The 19,988-nt window shown below is 69.9% G+C and carries 20 protein-coding genes and 2 pseudogenes; 7 read left to right on the top strand and 15 right to left on the bottom strand.

Features of this window, described 5'->3' with window-relative positions; genetic code table 11:
- Nucleotides 1-1,074 precede the first annotated feature (1,074 nt).
- Entirely contained in the window at nucleotides 1,075-3,165 is a 2,091-nt protein-coding gene (locus ACLZN2_RS42400; protein WP_416985110.1) for a hypothetical protein, read from the top strand.
- 121 nt (nucleotides 3,166-3,286) lie between these two features.
- The gene (locus tag ACLZN2_RS42395) at nucleotides 3,287-4,006 is read left to right on the top strand and encodes a UPF0158 family protein (protein ID WP_416985108.1); all 720 of its coding nucleotides are present in this window, start codon (nucleotides 3,287-3,289) and stop codon (nucleotides 4,004-4,006) included.
- Between the two features lie 96 nt (nucleotides 4,007-4,102).
- On the opposite strand, the gene ACLZN2_RS42390 is transcribed toward ACLZN2_RS42395, so the two are convergent.
- Together ACLZN2_RS42390 and ACLZN2_RS42385 are read right to left on the bottom strand one after the other, a co-directional pair.
- Nucleotides 4,103-4,708, bottom strand: a complete 606-nt coding sequence (locus tag ACLZN2_RS42390) for a hypothetical protein (RefSeq protein WP_416985107.1) — start codon at nucleotides 4,706-4,708, stop codon at nucleotides 4,103-4,105.
- A 126-nt stretch (nucleotides 4,709-4,834) separates the two neighbouring features.
- Nucleotides 4,835-5,272 (bottom strand): hypothetical protein, encoded by a 438-nt coding sequence (locus ACLZN2_RS42385; protein WP_416985106.1) that lies wholly within the window; start codon nucleotides 5,270-5,272, stop codon nucleotides 4,835-4,837.
- 165 nt (nucleotides 5,273-5,437) lie between these two features.
- On the opposite strand from ACLZN2_RS42385, the gene ACLZN2_RS42380 reads away from it, so the two are divergent.
- Complete coding sequence (locus ACLZN2_RS42380) at nucleotides 5,438-7,720, top strand: 2OG-Fe(II) oxygenase (protein WP_416985105.1); 2,283 nt, start codon at nucleotides 5,438-5,440, stop codon at nucleotides 7,718-7,720.
- Between the two features lie 398 nt (nucleotides 7,721-8,118).
- On the opposite strand, the gene ACLZN2_RS42375 is transcribed toward ACLZN2_RS42380, so the two are convergent.
- The 11 genes and pseudogenes from ACLZN2_RS42375 to ACLZN2_RS42325 form a co-directional block, all read right to left on the bottom strand.
- Complete coding sequence (locus tag ACLZN2_RS42375) at nucleotides 8,119-8,538, bottom strand: PIN domain nuclease (protein ID WP_416985103.1); 420 nt, start codon at nucleotides 8,536-8,538, stop codon at nucleotides 8,119-8,121.
- Nucleotides 8,538-8,792, bottom strand: a complete 255-nt coding sequence (locus ACLZN2_RS42370; RefSeq protein ID WP_013001761.1) for a type II toxin-antitoxin system VapB family antitoxin — start codon at nucleotides 8,790-8,792, stop codon at nucleotides 8,538-8,540. The genes ACLZN2_RS42375 and ACLZN2_RS42370 overlap by 1 nt, the downstream gene beginning before the upstream one ends.
- Nucleotides 8,793-9,121: 329 nt before the next feature.
- Complete coding sequence (locus ACLZN2_RS42365) at nucleotides 9,122-9,514, bottom strand: type II toxin-antitoxin system VapC family toxin (RefSeq protein WP_416985101.1); 393 nt, start codon at nucleotides 9,512-9,514, stop codon at nucleotides 9,122-9,124.
- The gene (locus ACLZN2_RS42360) at nucleotides 9,514-9,765 is read right to left on the bottom strand and encodes a hypothetical protein (RefSeq protein WP_416985100.1); all 252 of its coding nucleotides are present in this window, start codon (nucleotides 9,763-9,765) and stop codon (nucleotides 9,514-9,516) included. Before ACLZN2_RS42360 ends, ACLZN2_RS42365 begins: the two co-directional genes overlap by 1 nt.
- Before the next feature lie 511 nt (nucleotides 9,766-10,276).
- A complete protein-coding gene (locus ACLZN2_RS42355; protein WP_416985099.1) occupies nucleotides 10,277-11,518 on the bottom strand; it encodes a YbfB/YjiJ family MFS transporter in 1,242 nt (413 codons plus the stop codon).
- Nucleotides 11,519-11,872: 354 nt separating this feature from the next.
- Entirely contained in the window at nucleotides 11,873-12,178 is a 306-nt protein-coding gene (locus tag ACLZN2_RS42350) for a DUF1330 domain-containing protein (protein WP_416985098.1), read from the bottom strand.
- Entirely contained in the window at nucleotides 12,175-12,864 is a 690-nt protein-coding gene (locus ACLZN2_RS42345) for a type 1 glutamine amidotransferase domain-containing protein (RefSeq protein WP_416985097.1), read from the bottom strand. Before ACLZN2_RS42345 ends, ACLZN2_RS42350 begins: the two co-directional genes overlap by 4 nt.
- 89 nt (nucleotides 12,865-12,953) lie before the next feature.
- On the bottom strand, nucleotides 12,954-13,547 hold the full coding sequence (locus ACLZN2_RS42340) for a TetR/AcrR family transcriptional regulator (RefSeq protein WP_416985095.1): 594 nt from the start codon (nucleotides 13,545-13,547) through the stop codon (nucleotides 12,954-12,956).
- 632 nt (nucleotides 13,548-14,179) lie between these two features.
- Nucleotides 14,180-14,548 (bottom strand): phosphotyrosine protein phosphatase, encoded by a 369-nt coding sequence (locus tag ACLZN2_RS42335; protein ID WP_416985094.1) that lies wholly within the window; start codon nucleotides 14,546-14,548, stop codon nucleotides 14,180-14,182.
- Between the two features lie 32 nt (nucleotides 14,549-14,580).
- A pseudogene (locus ACLZN2_RS42330) lies at nucleotides 14,581-14,822 on the bottom strand (FAD-dependent oxidoreductase); the annotation flags it as partial.
- A complete protein-coding gene (locus tag ACLZN2_RS42325; protein ID WP_416985093.1) occupies nucleotides 14,819-15,232 on the bottom strand; it encodes an arsenate reductase ArsC in 414 nt (137 codons plus the stop codon). The gene ACLZN2_RS42325 and the pseudogene ACLZN2_RS42330, both read right to left, overlap by 4 nt.
- Nucleotides 15,233-15,340: 108 nt before the next feature.
- Here ACLZN2_RS42325 and ACLZN2_RS42320 point away from each other — a divergent pair, with 108 nt between their 5' ends.
- The 3 genes and pseudogenes from ACLZN2_RS42320 (at nucleotide 15,341) to ACLZN2_RS42310 (ending at nucleotide 17,430) form a co-directional block, all read left to right on the top strand.
- Nucleotides 15,341-15,649, top strand: a complete 309-nt coding sequence (locus tag ACLZN2_RS42320; protein WP_416985091.1) for an ArsR/SmtB family transcription factor — start codon at nucleotides 15,341-15,343, stop codon at nucleotides 15,647-15,649.
- On the top strand, nucleotides 15,646-16,413 hold the full coding sequence (locus ACLZN2_RS42315; protein ID WP_416985090.1) for an aquaporin: 768 nt from the start codon (nucleotides 15,646-15,648) through the stop codon (nucleotides 16,411-16,413). Before ACLZN2_RS42320 ends, ACLZN2_RS42315 begins: the two co-directional genes overlap by 4 nt.
- Nucleotides 16,410-17,430 (top strand): annotated as a pseudogene (locus ACLZN2_RS42310) (ArsO family NAD(P)H-dependent flavin-containing monooxygenase). Before ACLZN2_RS42315 ends, ACLZN2_RS42310 begins: the two are co-directional and overlap by 4 nt.
- A 23-nt stretch (nucleotides 17,431-17,453) precedes the next feature.
- On the opposite strand, the gene ACLZN2_RS42305 reads toward ACLZN2_RS42310, so the two are convergent.
- Complete coding sequence (locus ACLZN2_RS42305; protein WP_416985089.1) at nucleotides 17,454-17,993, bottom strand: DinB family protein; 540 nt, start codon at nucleotides 17,991-17,993, stop codon at nucleotides 17,454-17,456.
- A gap of 35 nt (nucleotides 17,994-18,028) precedes the next feature.
- Complete coding sequence (locus ACLZN2_RS42300; RefSeq protein WP_416985087.1) at nucleotides 18,029-18,397, bottom strand: ArsR/SmtB family transcription factor; 369 nt, start codon at nucleotides 18,395-18,397, stop codon at nucleotides 18,029-18,031.
- A 183-nt stretch (nucleotides 18,398-18,580) separates the two neighbouring features.
- Here ACLZN2_RS42300 and ACLZN2_RS42295 point away from each other — a divergent pair, with 183 nt between their 5' ends.
- Nucleotides 18,581-19,960: an FAD-dependent oxidoreductase gene (locus ACLZN2_RS42295; RefSeq protein ID WP_416985086.1), complete on the top strand. Its 1,380-nt coding sequence runs from the start codon at nucleotides 18,581-18,583 to the stop codon at nucleotides 19,958-19,960.
- The last annotated feature ends 28 nt before the right edge of the window (nucleotides 19,961-19,988 follow it).

Genomic DNA, 19,988 nt, shown 5'->3' with positions numbered 1-19,988 from the left:
AGCCACAGTCGTAGCCGCCTGGTCAGGCCACGACCAGCCCGACAGCCCCACCCGAAAGCCCGAAACGGGCATCACGTCACGTACTGCCCTCTCAAGAACCCGCCGTTCACTAATATCGGCCTCGCCCTCCGACCGCGTTCCAGCAGTACCTCGACGTACGCGGCCTGCCCCGGCCCCTGTGGTGGCGCCAAGGGAAATGACCCCGGATCTCAAGATTCCCGACAGAGTCGTTCAATGGGACCTGAGGGACGGTCTCGGGAACAGCCAACCGGAGAGGTCTGCGCCGGCCACGCTGGAAGGGGCCGTCTCAGGAGCGGCCTACGGGAGACCCGGCATGCGTACGAAGGGGCTGCGGGAGCCCTACAACCTCGGTGATCCTGCTTCTTGCCACCGGCGGTGGCCTTCCCGGTGGCCAGCCGGTGGCCGGACGCCTTTGGACGGTGCAGCATCGGCCGGCGCGGGTCAACCTGTTGCATGTTCTCTGATCAGGCACAACGTCGCTACGCGGCACGGCGAAACATCGGGCAACACAATCGCTCACGGTCTCGTAATGCGTAGGTCGGAGGTTCATTTTCTGTGACGAGGTCGACTATCAAAGGTTCTGACCTGGTCTTTTATCCGCTGGTAGGGGATGGATCATGGTGGCGCAAAGGGTCCGTGGACAACCGGTGGACAGCCGTGCGTCACGCTCCGTCAGGACTCTCTCTGCCCCTGTGTCGACGGGTGAAATCCACGGGTCTCAGATGGAGCGATCGGCATCGTGGGGACTGTCCGGTCGCGACAGATCTCACATCCGGCGCGGGCGATCCGTCGGCAGTCGGCCCCTTGGGTCGGACTCGGCGGTCGGGCGTCCGACGGTGGGTCTCTCGCGAGTCGGCGGAAAGGGTCCTCGCACACCTCCGCACCCGGGCTCTTCATTGCGCTTCGGTTCAGTGAAACGTAGTCGTGCCGTGGCAATACGTGACCATACTCCTGGCCGGTGGCTGGCCGCTCGTCCCCGGCCACGTTGTGCGTCGCTGTTCGGCGGTAGCGTGGCGCGGCAGAAAGTGCTGAGGACAGGTTGGGCGGGTTTCCATGCGGATGCGGTGCGAAGCCGGGGCCGAGGAGGAGTTCGAGGCGGCGTGCGGGCTGCTGGTCGACAGGCTGGTCCAGTGGGCCGGGGAGCAGGGGCTGCCGGTGGACGGGTTCATGGCCGAGGCGGCGCTGGACTACCGCCACCGGGCCACCGCCGACGGTCGGTTGGGGCTGTGGGAGCCGCGGCATGTGGAGGAGCTGCTGCTCTGCTGGCTGCCGGAGACCATCACTGAACTTCCCGGCGAGGAACGCGGCGACGCCCCGGGCACGTTGCGTACGCTGCTGCGCTATCTGCACGCCGCGCGGTTGGCGGATCCGCGCGGCCCCGCACTTGAGGACTCCCTCGCAGCGGTCGACGCGGTGGCGGAGCTGTATCCGGGGGCGATGGCGGACCGCACCCGCTGGGGTTTGGCGAAGTTCTGGGCGATGACAGCCGCCGAGCAGGGCGTGGATGTCCTGGACGGGGCGGCGTTGCAGCGGTTCGCGGAGCGTGCTCAGCGCGGGGAGGCCGCCTACGACCAGCAGGCCCTGGACATGGTCATGGAACGGCGGTTGACCGGCCGTGCTCTGTCCAGTGTGGCTCGGGCCGAGCCGCAATTGCCCGTAGTGCTGCCCCCGGACGACGAGCTGCGCCGACGGGCCGAGGCCTCGGCGATCGTGGTGCAGTTGCGCGGGCTCGCGGAGTGGGCGGGGCGCGACGGCCGCGCGGTGACGGAGGCGGGGCGGCTGCGGATGGCCGATGCCCGCGAGCTGGTGGACGTGCTGGGTACAGGCGACAAGGCCGAGGGGGTGCGCTCGTCGGCCGATCTGCCGCGGCTGGGGCTGCTGGTGGAGTGGGCGAAGAAGGCGCGGCTGGTCCGGGTGGTCAAGGGGCGGTTGTGTGCGGTTGCCAGGGCCCGGCCGGTGCTGGCCGACCCGCTGCAGCTGTGGCTCCGTGCTTTCGAGGCGTGTTTCGAGTTGCGGCAGGCCCTGATTGGTGCGCGAAGTGGCTGGCATGTGGAGTCGATGCTCTTCGATGCGTACGAGGATGTGCTGGAGGACGTGCTGAACACGGTCTACAGCCTGCCGTACCCGATGCCCTGGCCGCGGCTGCGTGACTCCGTTCACCTGGCCTACCGGGCCCGTTTCCAGCTGGACGGTGGTTCGGACGTCCAGCACCGGATGTGGTTCGAGCACGCCGACCGGGACCTGCGCACGGTGCTTGACACGATGGTGGAACTGGGCGCGATCGAGCGTGAGCGGGGGATGACCGATCCGGTGTTCCTCGAGGTCGACCTTTCCGCTGAATCCGAGTTGCCTGAGGGCATGCCGCCGGAGCTCGCGGAGCTGCTGGGCTCCGCAGGGGTAGCGCCGGACCCGACGGCACAGGAACGTGACCGACGCCTGCGTGAGGAGCTGACCGCCGGGCCGGTGGAGCTCATCCGTCTCACCGAGCTGGGCACCCGGGCGGTACGGCAGCGGCTGCTGGCGGTCGGCAGGGACGCACCGCTGGTCGGCGAGCTGGCCCAGGCGTCGGCGACCGGCCTGCTGGGTGTGCTCTCCGAGGACTACGACCCGGATGCCGCCCGCGTGGAGCTGGCCGGCTGGATCGCGGCCCGCGGCGAGCGGGATGCCGCGCTGCGGCGACTCGTCGAAGCCGTACGGTCCATGCCCTTCCGGGTGCGTGCGCAGGCGATGCTCGCCGTACTGCTGGTGGCGTTGCCGGACGGTGAGGGCGAGCGGCTGCTGCGCGGGCTGCGCGGCGACGCAGCGCTGGCGCCGCTCGTGCTGACCGCGCTGACGCACCATGAGCTGCTGTCCCCCGAGGACATGACCGATGCCGAGCAGCTGCTGCTGCTCGCCGAGAACCTGCTCCAGCTCGTGGAACTGGCGGGCGGCGGGGACGGCGCCGAGGAGGTGCTGCGTGCTCAGGGCTCCGAGGTCAGGGACGCGGTTGCCGCCGTGCTGGACTCCGCGCACCCGGATCGGGCCGGACTCGAAGAGCTCGGGCAGCTCGCGGCCCGGGCACTGCGTACTCCCGCAGCCCGACTCGGCCGCGCCTGGAAGCGTCGGCGCACCGCCGGCAAGAGTGGCCGCAAGCGGCACCGCTGAGCAGGGCATGACCGCCTGCTCATGAGGGTGCCGGGTGAGACCGGCACCGGCACGGTGTCGGGGGGAAAGCCGGTGGACCCGGCGCCGTACGTCCCCGGTGGCGCGCGCTACCGTCGGAGTCATGGCCGAGGGCTGGGACGAGGGCGGGCTGCGAGCCGTGCGAGGCGCGCTCCAGGCTCAGGACGGGGTGGCGCTGCTTGCCGCGTTGCGTCGTGGAACCGTGCGTGAGGTGCTGCAGTTGGCCGGCGATGGTGTGGCCGGGGCCGCGGCGCGGGGCCTGCCGGGGGCTGCGGAGATGGCGGCCTCGTTTGTCGGCGAACTCCAGGAGCGCGGGTTCCGGGGCGACGAGGAACTGGCGCACCAGTTGCGAACGGCCATGGGAGATGCGGCGATTCCCCTCCTGCGCCCGCTCGCGGTCGATCTGGAGATGCTGGCCATGCTGCTGGAGGGCGACCTGGCTGAGACGGGTGGCCGGATCGACCTGTCCACCGGGGAATGCCGGCCGGCGTTCACAGACGAGTTGGGGACCGGGCTTGAGGCCGAGGAGGCGGACGATCCCGAGCGATGGCTGTACGTGCCGGCTCTGGGTTCCCGGGCCGGCTACCGGGACATGGAGTTGTTCATCGACGGGCTCGGCGACGTCGCCCTCGCCGACCGGCTGCGGATCGCCATCACCGGGCGGGGCGCCTTCCGACGCTTCAAGGACGTCCTCGCTCGGGACGAGCGCGCCTGGCGTCGGTACCACCGGCTCAACGATGAGCGACAGCGCGGCCGGGCCCGCGCCTGGCTGACGGAGGAGGGCTATTGCCCGTCCGCGTCATGCAGCGCATCCTCGCGCTGACCGTCGCGATCACGGCACGACGACCACACCGGACAGCCAGTCCTGCGCTCACTGCCCGCCTGTGATCACTGACCCCTTGGATGGGAATCAGTCATCTCAGCGGGGCGTCAGGCCGGCGTCGGTGAGGCGGCGCATCAGTGAGGGCTTGCCGCGGTGCTGCTCGCGCAGGTTGTCAAGGCGCCGGGTGAACTCCTCGGGGGTGCCCGCCCGGTCGTGGATCTCGCGGAGATCCTTCAGGAGGGTGACAGCGGTGTCGTAGGGGCCGGGCTGCTTCTGCCCGATCAGGTGGGCGATGTCCTGCCAGGCTTGCTGGGTGTTCTCGGTCAGGCGGTCCAGGTGGCTCTCGCGAGCTCGCTGTTCGGCCCGGCGGGCCTGGGCGCGGGCCTGTTCCTGCTGCCGTGTGTGCTCGGTGCGCACCTCGTAGGCGGCGTCGAGGAGCTCCGCGGCTGAGCGGCGCCGGGTGGCGGTGGACGGTTCGGCCGTACCGCGGGACGCGGCGCGGTGGCGGGCCAGCAGAGCGGGGCCCGGTTGCGGGGCGGTGCCCAGGGCGGCGTCCAGCAGCAGGGCATCCTTCTCTCGTTGCGGCAGGGCGCGGATCCAGGTGGCGAGTGCGTCCTTGTCGACTGCCTGGGAAGGGGCGGCACCGCTGGCGTGGGCGGCCGCGGTGAGCAGGTGTGGGTCGACGTGAAGGAAGTCGGCCAAGCTCTTTTGCGGGCCGGTGAGGTGGGCGAGACCGGTGGGTACGGGCGGCTCGAGGGCGGAGGTGTACTCGTCCTCGTCGACGTCCTCCTCCAGCGCCCAGCGGGTGAGTGCGGACAGCCAGGCCAGCTAGAGGGGGCGCAGGTCGCCTGCGGCGAGTTCGGTTCGCAGGGTGGTGAAGGAGGCGAGGGTGAAGGAGGTCTCGAAGTCCCACTCGCCGCCGTCCTCGGCCTCGTAGGAGAAGTCGAGCAGCAGGTGCCCTTTCCTGGTCCAGCAGGTCAAGGCGTCTTCCGCGCAGTACGGTTCGGCGCTGCGGGCGGGTAGCAGTGTGGTGGGCAGACGCAGCATCAGGCGCCGCGAGCCCCAGTTGGCGACGTACAGGTGGGCGTCATACACCTGCTCCATCAGTTTGCGCTCATCGCCGCGGAAGTTGCCGTAGTGGTACTCATTGACGAAGTGCGTCGCGCTGATCCGGGCCCGTCTCGACAGCGCTCGCACCCCTTCGAGCTCGTCCTTCGTCAGCGGTCGGTCGATGGCCTGGAACTCGTGGTAATGGTACTCGCTCACATCCGTGCAGACGTTCGACAGGCGCTGCGGCTCATCTCACGGGACCTGGATGTGTTCCCTCGTTCGGGGCCCCGTCCACGGTTACGGTCCTGGCGGTGCCGTCGGGTTCGTAGGATCGGGCCGAGAACGACGGCCCCGCAGGGGGCGGCGGAGGGCAGGCGTGTGGTGGCGGCACCGAGGGACCGGCTGGCTGGTCTGCTCGGCGGGGCGAAGGCGGCGGGGGCTTTCAGCGCCCGGCTGGAGGCGCCGGTGGCCGGCCTGGGCCTTGAGGTGGTCGGGGTCGGGCCGGTGCGTCTTCCCTTGCGGGCGCCACAGGTGAAGCGGCTGATCTCGGTGGCACGGCCGGCGTTGTTCGGGCGGGGCGAACAGACGCTGAGCGACACCAGTGTGCGCGACACCTGGCAGATCTTGCCGGATCAGCTCAGTCTTGCCGGTCCCTCCTGGTCGTCGCTGCTGGGCGGCGCGCTGGAGCATTTCCGGGACGCTCTCGGTCTCCCGTCGGCGACCCGGCTGTGGGCCGAGCCGCACGCGATGCTGGTGTACGGCAAGGGACAGTTCTTCCTTCCGCACCAGGATTCGGAGAAGGACGACGCGATGGTGGGCACGCTGGTGCTCTCCCTGCCTTCGGCGCACACGGGGGGAGAACTGGTCGTCGAGCACGCCGGGCAGGAGCGCGCCTACCGCGCCTCGAAGACGGATCTGACTCTCGTCGCCTTCTATGCCGACTGCCGGCACCAGGTCACTCCGGTCCGATCCGGGTACCGGGTGACGCTCACCTTCAACCTGCTCGCCGAGCCGGGGACTTCGACGGAGGCGTCCGGACCGCTGGCGGAGCTTGCACACAGTCTGGGCCGGCACTTCGGCTCGCCCGCCAAACCGCGCTACGGCACCCGCGAGTTGGACCCGCCGACCCGGCTCGTGTACCTGCTCGATCACGAGTACACCCAGCGGGGCCTGAGCTGGGAGCGGCTCAAGGGCGCCGACGTGGGGCGTGCCGCTCTGCTGCGCGCCGCTGCCGGGCAGGCCGGGTGCGAGTCGGTGCTTGCGCTGGCCGAGGTGAAGGAGACCTGGGATGCGTATCCCGAGAGGGACGATCCCTGGGACGACTACGGGTACGACGAGGATGATGAGGAGGAGAGCGGCGATGCGGGTGAGGACGGGGGCTACGTCCTCCAGGAGCTGGTCGACGACGAGATCACCCTGGGCTGGTGGACCGGTTCGGACGGCACCGGTGGCGAGCCGATCTCGTTGCGGGTTCACGACTACGAGGTGTGCGCGAGCACCGCGAACGCGGACCTGACGCCCTACGACTCCCAGTACGAGGGCTACATGGGCAACTACGGCAACACACTGGACCGGTGGTACCGGCGGGCCGCGGTCGTCGTGTGGCCGCGCGAGCGGGCCTTCGCGGCACGCGGCGAGGCCGGATCGCGGTGGGCCCTGGAGGAACTGCGCGCCGGTATCGCGCGGGGCGACCTCGACAAGGCGCGCGACCAGGCCCAGTCCCTCGCACCGTTCTGGAAGAGCACCCGTCCGCAACCCGAGCTGCTGGACTGCGCGTTGCGGGTGGCCGCAGGACTGGATGCGGCCGAGACCGCGGCGATGCTGCTGGAGCCGTTCCAGGCGGGTGCGCTGGACCCGGAGCACGCGGACGGACTCGCCGCGGTTGCGGAGCGGTACGGGACCGGGTGGATGGGCCCGGTTGTCGACGCCTGGTTCGCCTCGGAGCACCGCCTCCCGTCGCAGCAGTACGAGTGGACCGAGCGGTTGCCGGAGCTGTGCACGGCGCTGCGTGCGCATCGGGCGTCGGCGGTGGCACGGCTGCTGTCCGCCGGCGTCTGGGCCGCGGTGGACAGCGGTCTGCGGCTGTGGACAACGACCGGGCCTGCCGAGATCCGCCGTGCGCGGCTGCAGCAGCTGACTCTGCCGCTGCGACACGTCCTGGCGGCGGCCGACGAAGATCTGCGGGACGGGATCCTGGCAGTGCTGCGCGAACGCGGGGACACGGTACTCGAGTGCCTGATGCCGCTGCTGCGCCACGCCGCTGAGGCGAGCACGTCGGCCGAGTGGGGTGCGGCGGGGCTCGACGTCATCGCCCGGGACTGCGCGGACCGGCTCCGCTCGGTGTGCGAGCGGCCGCCGCGCGCTGCCGACGACTGGGCAGTGGCCTGGGCCGGGTGCGGCTGCGAGCTGTGCGGTGTTCTCGGCGCCTTCCTCGGGTCCCGGTCGCGGCGGGTCCTCGAATGGCCACTGGCGAAGGACGGGCGACGGCATGTGCACACGAGGATCGACTCGGCCGAGTTGCCGGTGCGCCACCAGACCAGGCGGCAGGGGCGCCCGTACACGCTGGTGCTGACGAAGACCCAGGAGTTGTTCACCCGTGAGCAGACGGTCCGCCGTCAGGCGGCGGCCGACCTGGCATGGCTGATGTCGCTGCGGAACGGATGACTGCGGTTTCCGGCTCGGCGGCCTCGTCGCGAAGCTACGCCCCGGCCGGAACCGGTTCGTCGGCTGAGGCGACCTGCCAGGGCGTCGCCCCGTCCAGGCAGCCCGCCCCCGAAGACTCCAGGCCACAGACGCTCAACGACCCGTATCCAGGCGGTGATCACGGCCTATGGCGCCAGGCTGGGCCAGAACAAGCCGGGGCTCTATGCCGACGCCGGGGTCCCCCATCTGTGGCGCATCGAGGGTGAATCAGGTCTGCCGGTCGTGCTCACCTACGAGCTTCGACGACGCCATCCGGGTGCACGTGGCCACCGGCGGTCACCGCGACTCGTTGCCCACCTCTGTCCCGTTCCCGTTGGATCTCGCCCTCGCCGACCTCTCCCGACAGACAGCCGGTCTGCTCAACGGTCGGCGTTGCCGGGCGGTACGACCCATTCGGTGGGTTGGCCGGTGAGGGAGGCGATCATGTCGAAGTCGCCGTCGTAGTGGAGGACCGTTCGCCGGTGCAGTTCCGCTGTGGCGGCGATCAGCAGATCGGGGAGGGACAGAGCGCGGTGGAAGCCTGAGTCGAGGGCATGGCGCTGGATCTCGAGAGCGCGGGTGAAGGTGTCGTCGTCGGCGCGGAGGTAGTCGAAGGCGTGGAGCCAGGTGCTGATCCGTGTTGCTTCCGAGCTGTCCCGGGCGGAGTGGATCATCTCGAACTCGGTGGGCTGGCATACGGCGAGGAGGTAGCGCTCGTGCAGAGGCTTGAGCACCTCCTTGACGCTCGGCTTCGTCCAGCGGGCGAGGGCCGACTTGTCGATCAGGTAGCGGTCCTGCATCAGGCGGCCCGGCCTCCGTCGCGGTCGCCGTTGTGCTTGAGGGAGCCGTCTGCGTTGCGGGGCCCGGTGTTCTCGACGATCTCACTGAAGTCGAGCTCGCCGGCCTCCATGGCGTCGAAGCCCTCCTGCCGCAGGTGTCTCTTGACGGCGTCTTCCATGGCGAGGCGGACGGCTTTGGCCTTCGTTTTGGTCCCGAAGATACGCATGGCCTCGGTGACCATGTCTTCATCGAGGTCGATGACGGTTCTGGCCATGTGGTGATCCTCTCGGAGGTACTTCTTCCAGCAAAATGATACCAGTCGTCGGCTGTGACAGATATCGTTTCGATCGTAGGTTCCGTCATGGATGGAGGGTGTGGCGTTCACGGTGACCTGCCGTGCGGTCGCCCGCCCCTGTCGGGGGTTTCACCGGAAGCGATGGGGTGGCGGGAGGCGGTCGACCAAGCGGCCCTGTCGGTGGACAGCCGGTGGACAGACGCATTTGGACCATGCATCACGGGGTGGCACAGGTGACTGATTGCCGTGCGTTGTCGAGGGTTTGCGCTGTGTCATGCGTGAGCGGGTGTGCCCGCGATCTGTACGCGTCAGGTTTTGATGACCTCGACGGCGGGTCCACAGAGCAGACTGATGTCCTCAGGGTCGGAGGTGAGGACGATGACTGGTCTTGGCGCCGAGCGTGCAATGGCCGCAAGGACGGCGTCGATGGCGTACTTGTGGCCGCTGAGGTGGTGGTTGCGCAACAGTGCTGCCGCTTGGTCGGTGACGCTCTTGGTGACGTCATGGACGTCGATCCGGGAGAGTACCCACCGGATGCGGGCGGGGTGGATGCGCTCGTAGTCCGCCTCGAGCGTGGTCATGGCGGTCGTGGCCACTCGGGTGCCTTCTTCCGAGGCTGCTTGGACGAGAGCCACGACGGTGCGGTCCTTGAGGTAGAGCTTGGACAGGCCCTCGCTGTCGAGGAGGAGTGTGCCGGGCATCAGGCTGCGGCACCGCTCGAGTCGCGCTGATCATGGCGCAGTACGGCGCGGGCCGCTTCGATCTCTTCCCGGGACAGCGGGTCGTTGTCGGTCTCGAAGTCGGCGACGATCTCACGAAGCTTGTCCATGGCTACACGCTGCTCCAGGGCCTCGGCCACGTAGGCGGAGAAGCCGCCTGGGCCCACGTGGCTGCGTACGGTCTCGGCGAGGTCTTCGGGGAGGCTGATGGAGTACTTCTTGCTACCACTCATGGTCCTTATCCTACCGGAGGTGAGAAATCGCGCTCCAGCTGACGCTTCTTCTGCGCCGGCCTGACGCTCGGGCTTGCCCCTTGGCCGCCGCCGCCCGCCGCTGCGGCGTCGCGCCATGGAGGACGGCTTCGGTGAGGTGGGCCGCGGTGCGTGAGCGATGCGGGAAGGGGACGGCGCGGCATGGGCCACCGAGGACCCGGACTGGGCAACCTGCCGCGAGGTGCTGATCTGCGCAAACAGCACCGCACGGCACGCGCCGACACCACCCACCATGATCCCCGCAGTCCTCGTAGTAGGTCTCGGGTTCGAATCCCGAAGGCGGCTCTTTCTGAGCCCAGCCCAGACACTGGGGCGGAGTTCCGGCTGAGGCTCCGGGGCGGGTTCCGGGCCGGGCATGAAGGTGTCGCCCATGCGACGCATGGCGTCCTTCGAGAGGTGAGATCGACCCTGTACGTACTGCCGGGTCTGGCTGCTGGGTGTGACGCAGGATCTCCATGATCACGGGTGGGGATCATGGGCCTGTCAGGGGCGCCATGGGGGGCAGGTTCCGTGTCAGGCGGGAGGGTTCGATCATGTGGCCCAGCCGGTGCGGGTAGCGGACCCTGAGCGCTGCGGCCGCCACGGTCGCGGCAGCCAGGACGACGCTTGCCAGCAGCAGGGCTGCCGAGTAGCCGGTTCCCAGCAGCGGCTGGGAGATCAGGGGGCCGATGATCTGCCCGATCCCGTAGCCCGCCGTCAACAGTGCGACGGCTCGCGGCACCTGGAGGTGCTCACCGAGGGCCAGTGCCAGGGAGGTGATCCCCACGAACGTGCCGCCGAAGGCGGCCGCTGCGACGAGCGCGCCGGCGCTGCCGGGAACCAGGCCGGTCAGGGCGATACCGGCGGCCTGGAGCATCAGAGCCGACGCCAGCAGGGTGGGGCGGCTCCACCGCCGGGCCAGGGCCGTCCACAACACCGAACCGGGGATCGCGGCCAGTCCGACGACGACCCACGCCCCCGCGCCGACCCAGCCGGGGGCGTCCTGGGTGATCGAGGCGACGAGGAAGGTGCCGGCGATGATGTAGCCGATGCCTTCGAGGGTGTAGCTGAGCGCCAGCGCGGCGAACCAGCGGTGGGTACGGGGGCGGGTCTTCGCCTTCGCGCCGGCTGACTGCGGGGCCGGCGGGTCGAGTTTCCATGAGGCGGCGGTCAGCAGCAGCGTGAGGACGGTCGCGATCCACCACGCCGTACGCCAGGTCGAGACCTCGCGGACGGCCAGGACCAGCAGTCCTGAGAGCACGATGCCGGCGCCGATGCCGCCGAATCCCCAGCCGATCAGGTGTGGGGCCGATCGACGCAGTCCGGACAGAAGCGCTCCGACCGCGTAGACGAAGGCGAGCGCGCTGGTGAACCCGGCGATGAGACGCAACGCTGACCAGGCCGTGACGTCCTGCGTGAGTGGCATCAGGGCGAGCGAGGCAGCCATCGCGATCATCGAGGCACGCATCACCGGGCGCGAGCGGACCAGCCGGGGCGCGAAGCTGCCGGCCAGCGCGCCGGTCAGGTAGCCGACATAGTTGGCTGTCGCCAGGTCTGCCCCGCTCGTGGCCGAGAGGCCGGCCTGGTCGTGCATCAGCGGCAGGATCGGGGTGTAGACGAAGCGGCCGACGCCGTTGCTGGCGGCCAGCGCTGCGGCCCCCTGGAGTGCTATGAGCCACGGTGCGGGTCCGGGAAGTCGGCGTTCAACCGAAGCTCGTTCGAGGGTGAGAGTCACGAAAGGGCCCTTTCTGAAAAAAAGTCCTGGCACGGTGCTGCCGGATCGGGCGGCGGCATCTTCGGCGCCAGGTCCGCGGCGTCATCGCCGCCGAGACCCTTCGCGGTCCATGGGTGGCATCAGCAGGGTGGAAAGCTGGGTGTCTGGCATCTGGTCACGGCGTCGCCTGTGCAGCGGAGCGCCTGCGCGTTGCCCGGCCGGCTCCCTGCCTCGGGGCTTCGGACCGGCCGAATCCGCGGTGGGCGCCGACCGGCTCAGTGGCGCGGCGTCGTCAGTGGGGTGACGGCTCCGGGCATGGGGGGTGTCTCCGTCGGTGGAGGAGGGAGGGTGCGGGTGGCCGCCGGACCAGCAGTCTCAGGGGGCCTGGGTGTCGTCGATTCCTTCGACGATGAACACGCGGTAGTCGGCGCCGGCTTGGCGGTGGGGCAGTGCTGCCTGGTAGGCGGGGCTGTCGTACCAGGCCCGTGCGTCCTTGACGCTGGGGAAGCGGTGGATCAGTACCCCGTCGAACGCTGTGCCCTCAAGGGTTTGGATCGCTCCGTATCCGACGACGGGTGTGATCTGGTGGCCTGTCCGGGCCGCCCGGGCCGAGCTGGCGTAGAGGGCCAGCTCGGCCGGGTCACTCACGCGTTCGCGGAGCATGACGACGTAGGCGCTCACACGCCGTCCTTGGTGACCAGCTCGATCAGGGCGTCGGCTGCGGGGGCGGAGGAGGCCGGGTTCTGCCCGGTGATCAGCAGACCGTCCTGCAGCACGTAGGGGTGCCAGTCGTCGGTCTTGGAGTAGAGACCGCCGAGCTTGGTGAGCTCGTCCTCGACCAGGAAGGGCACGACCTCGGTGAGCTGGACCGCCTCCTCCTCACTGTTGGTGAAGCCGGTGACGTTCTTGCCCGCGACCAGCGGGGTGCCGTCCTCGTTCACGGTGTGCCGCAGGGCGCCGGGTGCGTGGCACACCAGTCCGACCGGCTTGCCCGAGCGGAGGGTCGTTTCGATCAGCCTGGCGGAGTCGGTGTCCTCGGCGAGGTCCCACAGCGGTCCGTGCCCGCCGGGGTAGAAGACCGTGTCGAAGTCGGCGGCCGAGACGGAGTCCAGGCGCACGGTGTTGGCCAGGGCCTTGGTGGCCTCCGCATCGGCCTCGAAGCGCCGGGTGTCGTCGGTCTGGAAGCCGGGTTCGTTGCTCTTGGGGTCCAGCGGCGGTTGCCCGCCCTTGGGTGAGGCGAGCGTGATCTGCCAGCCGGCCTCCTTGAAGCGGTAGTACGGCGCCGCCAGTTCCTCCAGCCAGAACCCGGTCTTGCGGCCGGTGTCGCCCAGCTCGTCGTGCGAGGTGAGAACGATCAGAACCTTCATGACACACACTCCTTGGGGAGTAAGTAGACCAGTCTACTATTATGACTGAAACGGGGTCCCCGTGACCGGATCGGGCATGGGGTGCGGGTCTACGGGTGCAGCAGCTTGCGGGTCACCGCCGTGACGGTGTCGAGCGGGGCCAGGCTGCGGTGGATCTTGGCCATGACGCTCGCGCCGAGCCACATGTCGTACAGGGCCTGCGCGACCTCGCGGGGATCATCGTCGACCGAGAGGGAGCCGTCCTCCAGGCCGCTGGTGATCGTGCGCTCGATGCGGTCGACTATGGCGCTCGTGCCTTCCTTCAGGGCCAGGCGCATCGACTCGGACAGGTCCGCGACCTCGGCGCCGAGTTTCACGGCCAGGCACTTGCCCTGGCACTCCTCGACGCTCTGCGTCTCCCGCCACCGCTGCCAGTAGGTCATCAGTCGCTCGGCCGACGACTGGCCGGGCTGGGCGAGGATGCGGTCCATGTCCGCGAGGTAGTCCGCGAAGTAGCTCTTCAGGAGAGCTTCACCGAAAGCGTCCTTCGAGGCGAAGTAGTGATAGAAGGACCCTTTCGGCACGCCGGCCTCCGCGAGTACCTCATTGATGCCGACAGCCGAGTAGCCCTTGCGGGCCATGATCTGCTGGGCGGTGTCGAGGATGATCCGACGGGTGTCTGTGGTGCGCGCGGTGACCGGCATGTAGGAACTGTAGCACCTGAGTAGACCGGTCGTCTAGAGAGGTGTATGGCAGAGGGCGACAGCACCGCAACAGGGAGATGAGACCGAACGACGTCACTCAAAGGGTAGGGAGATCCACCGAGGAGGCGTGGCCACCAACTCCACTCGGTCGTCGCGGAGGCTGCGTGCGGGTGGGCGCTCAGCTGGAAGGCGACGGGTGGTCCGGTGAACCGGGCTCCCGCTGCAGTGGGGCCGCGACGCCTTGGCCGACTGCAGCTTCTCGGGAAAGTGCTGGTCACGCACCTGCGATGCCTGGGTCAGCGGATGCGTTGGAGCTTGTGCTGTGCGGATGGCAGGCCACTATCGCGGCTGACGCCGCCTTGATTCCGCTGTCGACAAGTGGGGCGCGATGGCGCCCAGACGGACCTGTTCGCGACCCATCCGTGCGGCGCTGCGCCTGCGCTGACCGGTAACGGGCGCCGCAGGGAGAGGGGAGGCCGGCCACCGCCGACCTCCCTCACCGTCGAGTCATCCAGCAGCCTGTCTCGGCGACGTTCCGAGACGGGCCGAGTACGTGGCGAGCCTGTCGGGAACGAGCAGTCGGCTTTCGGGACTCAGGCCGAGGGGCCGCTCTCCATCCGCTCTGTGTGCGGTCAGTGTTGTGCAGGGACGCCGAGGTCGTCGAGGAGTCCGCGAACGCGGCGCTCGATCTCGTCACGGATCGGGCGGACATCTTCGACGGTCCTGCCTGCGGGGTCGTCCAGGGCCCAGTCGAGGTACCGCTTGCCGGGGAAGACCGGGCAGGCGTCGCCGCAGCCCATGCTGACGACGACGTCGGCGGCGCGCACGACCTCGTCGGTCCAGGGCTTGGCGAACTCGCGGGAGATGTCGATGCCGCGCCCGCTCATTGCGGCGATGGCTGACGGGTTGACCTCGAATCCGGGCTCGGATCCGCCGGACCAGGCCACGGCGTTGTCTCCAGCCAAGTACTGGAAGAAGCCCATGGCCGTCTGGCCGCTCATCGCCGAACGCTTCGCCCGCCAGCGCCTGCGCGCGCGCCGAACCGCTCGGCCTGGGCCCGCATGTTCTTCATCAGCTCGGGGCCCATGATGCCGTCGCGGAAGCCGGGGAAGTTCTCCACCTCGGTCGTCTGTACCAGCGCGCCGCCGGCCGTGACCGCGCCCTCGAAGACCAGTGGCTTCAGTGAAGCGCGGGCGGTGTAGAGGGCGGCGGTGTATCCGGCGGGCCGGAGCCGATGACGATGACGTTCCGGATGTCCGTCGCCGTGCCGCTCATGCCTGGGGCTCCGGCGCGATCTCCTTGATCAGGCCCTCGACCAGCACCTTGATCTCGTCCCGGATCGGACGTACGGCCTCGACGCCCTGGCCTGCCGGGTCCTCCAGTTGCCAGTCCAGGTACCGCTTACCGGGGAAGACGGGGCAGGTGTCGCCGCAGCCCATGGTGATGCAGACGTCCGATTCCTTCACGGCGTCGACCGTGAGCATCTTCGGGACCTCGGCGGAGATGTCGATGCCGACCTCGGCCATGGCCTCGACGGCGGCCGGGTTGACGTTGGCACCGGGGTTGGAGCCGGCGGAACGGACCTCGACGCGGTCCCCGGCCAGGTGGGTCAGCCACGCGGCGGCCATCTGGGAACGGCCGGCGTTGTGGACACAGACGAACAGCACGGAGGGCTTGGCGGACATCAGAGGTCTCTCTTGTCTCACGGCGGCATCTGTCTCACGGCGGCATCAGGCGCGAATGACATCATCACCTGGTGGTGTCAGCCACCACTGATGTGACAGTATCAGCCCATGCTGACGTCAGTCGACACTGATCTGATCCGGGTTCTGGCCGACCCGCTCAGGCTCCGGATCGTGACCCTCCTCGCCAAAGAGACGCTGTGCACCACCCACCTCGTGGAGGAGACCGGTGCCCGGCAGACCAACCTCTCCAACCACCTGAAGGTGCTGCGCGAGGCCGGGGTCGTCGAGACGGAACCGTGCGGCCGGTACGTCTACTACCGACTCAAGCCGGACGTCATCGCCCACCTCGCCGGTCAGTTCGCCGACCTGGCCGAGTCCGCTCGCACCGCCGCCGAGAACAAGAGGGCCTGCCCATGACCGCCGCCGAAGCCGCCCCGACCGCGGAGTCCGCGACACCCGCTCCAGCACCCGCCCCCGCCGTGCCCGCGCCGCCGCGTACTCCGCTGGTCGCCAGGGCTGCCGCCGAACTCATAGGCACCGCCCTGCTCGTGGCGGTCGTGGTCGGCTCCGGCATCCAGGCCACCGAACTGACCAAGGACGTCGGCCTGCAGTTGCTGGCCAACTCCACGGCCACCGTCTTCGGCCTCGGCATCCTGATCTTGCTGCTCGGCCCGGTGTCCGGCGCCCATTTCAACCCCGTCGTCACGGTCGCCGAGTGGTGGACCGCCCGACGCGGCGGCGACGGGGTCACCCCGCGCGAAGTGGCCGTGTACCTGCCCGCGCAGGTCGTGGGCGCGATCGCGGGCGCGATCCTGGCGGACGCGATGTTCGGTGAGCCGCTGGTGAAGTGGTCCACGCACGACCGCTCTGCCGGGCACCTTCTGCTGGGTGAGGTCGTCGCGACGGCCGGCCTGGTCCTGCTGATCTTCGGCCTCGCCCGGGCCGACCGCCTGCAGTTCGCGCCCGTGGCCGTCGCCTCCTACATCGGCGCCGCGTACTGGTTCACCTCGTCGACCTCCTTCGCCAACCCGGCCGTGACCATCGGCCGCGCCTTCACCGACACCTTCGCGGGCATCGCGCCCGGCTCGCTTGCCGGGTTCATCGGCATGCAGGTCGTCGGCGGCGTGGTCGGACTGGCCCTGGTGGCCCTCATCTTCATGCCCGGACGACCGGCCGAATGAGCCACAGCACGCAGGTGGTGGTGGTCGGCGGCGGCCAGGCCGGCCTCGCCGCCGGCTACCGCCTGCGCCGCCTCGGCCTCGACTTCGTCGTCCTCGACGCCCAGACCACACCGGGCGGCGCCTGGCAGTACGCCCGGGACTCGCTGCACCTGTTCTCCCCGGCCGCGTACTCCTCCCTGCCCGGACGCCTCATGCCGCCGCAGGTCGGCGAGACCTACCCCGACGCGCAACACGTGGTCGAGGACCTGGCCGACTACGAGAAGCGGTACGAGCTGCCCGTCGAGCGGCCCGTGCGCGTGATGAGCGTCCACCGGAGCGGCCCGTTCCTGCGGGTGGAGACCGACTCCGGCACGTGGCGCGCCCGCGCGGTGATCAGCGCGACTGGGACCTGGTGGCGGCCCTTCCCTCCTGCCGTCCCCGGCCGCGCGGCCTTCGTCGGCCGCCAGCTGCACACGGCGGAGTACCGCAGCCCCGCCGACCTCGCAGGCCAACGCGTGATCGTGGTCGGCGGGGGCAACTCCGGCGCCCAGCTCGCATCCGACCTGGCGTACGACACCGACCTGACCTGGGTGACCCAGCGGCCGCCGCACTTCCTCGCGCGGCCGTCGACGAGGGACGCGCGGACGCGGGCGGCGTCGCCTCGCTCGGGGACATCGTCGCCGTACCGCCCGTACGCGAGGCCCGAGACCGCGGCCTGCTCGAGGCAAACCCGATGTTCTCGCGTCTCGTCCCCGGCGGCGTCGAATGGGCCGACGGCACCCGCGCCGAGGCCGACACGATCATCTGGTGCACGGGCTTCCGCCCCGCCCTACCCCACCTCGCCCCGCTCCAACTCCGGGGGCGCCGCGGCCACATCGCCACCGAGGGCACACCCGCGCGGTGCGCGAACCACGCCTGCACCTGCTCGGCTACGGCGACTGGACCGGGCCCGCCTCCGCCGCCCTCATCGGCGTCGGCCGCACCGCCCGCGAGGCAGCCCGTGCGATCAGCACGCTTGTTTCGAACGGGATGCGGTAGCCGCGGCTCGGAGCCCTCCGTCGTCAATGCCCCTCGTCGGCCAGGGTGAGCTGCCGGCGGTGGAAGTCGAAGTGCTGGGTGGGATAGCGGTAGAGGTCGGCGATGGTCATGACCTCTTGGAAGAAGGGATCCCAGCGCGTGGGGTAGTGCATGGCGAGTGCGAGGTCGGCCTCCTGCTCGGTGTCGAGGCGGCGGTGCAGGGAGTTGATCACGCGGTCGAACACGATCCCCGTGCGGCGGCGCCCGAAGACCTTCGCCCCGCCGAGCGGACCCAGGTAGTTGACGACGTCGAAGGGTCTGGCCCCAGCGTTGAGGAGGCCGGCGAAGGCCCGGCTGAAGCCACGCGGCAGCCGCCCGAAGATCCGCAGCAGGAACAGCAGCGGCCGGATCAGGATGTAGCCGAACAGCATGTGGAACAGCAGCTGTCCGTTGGTCCACCGGGTGCCATTGCTGGGCTGGCGCAGGTCGTCCCCGGTGGCGTTGTCGAGGAGCCGGTGGAACGTTGTCCGGGTCCGCTCCAGCTCGTCGTGGATCGCCTGACGATCCAGCAAATCGTTGCTCATCGGACTCACCCGCTCCCCGGGTCGGTCCAGTCGGCTCAGCCCAGGCTGCCGAGCATCTGCCCCATGGCGGCGACCACCGACGGCTCCACCTTGTAGTACACCCAGGTGCCGCGCCGCTCGGAGGTGAGGAGCCCGGCCTCCTTCAGCTTCTTCAGGTGGTGGGAGACGGTCGGCTGGGAGACACCGACGTCGGAGATGTCGCACACGCACGCCTCGCCGCCCTCGTGTGAGGCGACCAGCGAGAACAGCCGCAGCCGGACCGGGTCGCCGAGCGCCTTGAACATCCGGGCGGTCTTCTCCGCCTCCTCGGCGGTCAGCGGACGCTCGGTGAGCGGCGGGCAGCACGGCGCCACACCCTCGGGGACCGAGGGCTCCAGCAGCGGCAGCACCTTCGTATTCGACATGCGTCTATGTTGACATACGTCGAACCAGGGTGGGGAGGGGTGGTTTCCTTCGGGCGGGAGGGCTGCGTGGGCATGCGACCGGCAGGCCATTAATTCGATGGATGTCTATGTTGACGCTTGTCGATTCAGGTGCCATGCTGGCCGGGTAAGACATCGACAAACGTCGAAACAAAGGGGAACTCCGTGACTGCGTCCGCCAACACCGTGCTCACCGCCGACCACCCGCCCGTCGTGGTCATCGGAGCCGGCCCCATCGGTCTGGCCGCAGCCGCCCACCTCGTCGAGCGCGGCATCGAACCCCTGGTCCTGGAGGCCGGCCCGGCGGCAGGCAGCGCCGTACGCGACTGGTCCCACGTCCGCCTCTTCTCGCCCTGGGGCGAGATCACCGACCCGGCCGCCGAGAAGCTCCTCGCCCCGACCGGCTGGGTCCGCCCCGACGCCTCCGCCTACCCGACCGGCGGCGACTGGGCCGAGAAGTACCTCCAGCCGCTCGCCGACGTCCTGGGCGACAAGGTCCGCTACGGTACGACGGTCACCGGTGTCGCCCGCGCCGGACGGGACCGCATCGTCGACGCCGGCCGCGACGAGCAGCCCTTCACCGTGCACGTCCGGTCCGCCGACGGCCACGAGGAGCGGATCACCGCCCACGCCGTCATCGACGCCTCCGGCACCTGGTCCGTCCCGAGCCCGATGGGCGCCGACGGCCTGCCCGCCCTCGGCGAGAAGTCGGCCACCGCCCGCATCTCCTACCGCCTCCCGGACCTCAAGGACCCTGCCGTACGCGCCCGTTACGCAGGCAAGCGCACCGCCGTCATCGGCTCCGGTGCCTCCGCCTTCACCGCCCTGGCCCTCCTCGCCGACCTCGCGAAGGAGGAGGACGGCACGCACGCGGTGTGGATCCTGCGGCGCGGCATCGGTGCGCACACCTACGGCGGCGGCGAGGCAGACCAGCTCCCCGCCCGCGGGGCCCTGGGCCTGCGCGCCAAGGAAGCAGTCGAGGCCGGCCACGCCAGCGCGGTCACCGGCTTCCGTACACAGGCCGTGGAGGAGGACGGCGACCAACTGGTCCTCATCGCGGAAGACGGCCGCCGCCTCGAACCGGTCGACGAGGTCATCGTCCTGACCGGCCTGCGCCCCGACCTGTCCTTCCTCTCCGAGGTCCGACTCGGCCTCGACGAGCGCCTCCAGGCCCCGACCGCGCTCGCCCCGCTGATCGACCCGAACATCCACTCCTGCGGCACCGTCTACCCGCACGGCGTGAACGAGCTCTCCCACCCCGAACAGGGCGTCTACCTCGTCGGCATGAAGTCCTACGGCCGCGCCCCCACCTTCCTCGCCATGACCGGCTACGAGCAGGTCCGCTCCATCACCGCCGCCCTCGCCGGAGACCAGGAGGCCGCCGAGCGCGTCGAACTCACCCTTCCGGAGACGGGAGTCTGCGGCGGCGCGGGTCTCTTCGACGAGCCGGAGAACGCAGAACAGTCCGGCGCCGGATGCTGCGCCGCTCCCACCACCCTCCAGATCGGCATCGGGGCCCCGGCCGCCACCTCCGGCGGCTGCTGAACACCCCACCCACACAACGAGGTTCGCC

Origin of the sequence: Streptomyces sp. T028 (assembly GCF_048159505.1) — a bacterium.
Taxonomy (GTDB): domain Bacteria; phylum Actinomycetota; class Actinomycetes; order Streptomycetales; family Streptomycetaceae; genus Streptomyces.
The sequence above is the reverse complement of the archived record's forward strand: the minus strand, read 5'-3'. Positions and strand labels throughout refer to the sequence as shown.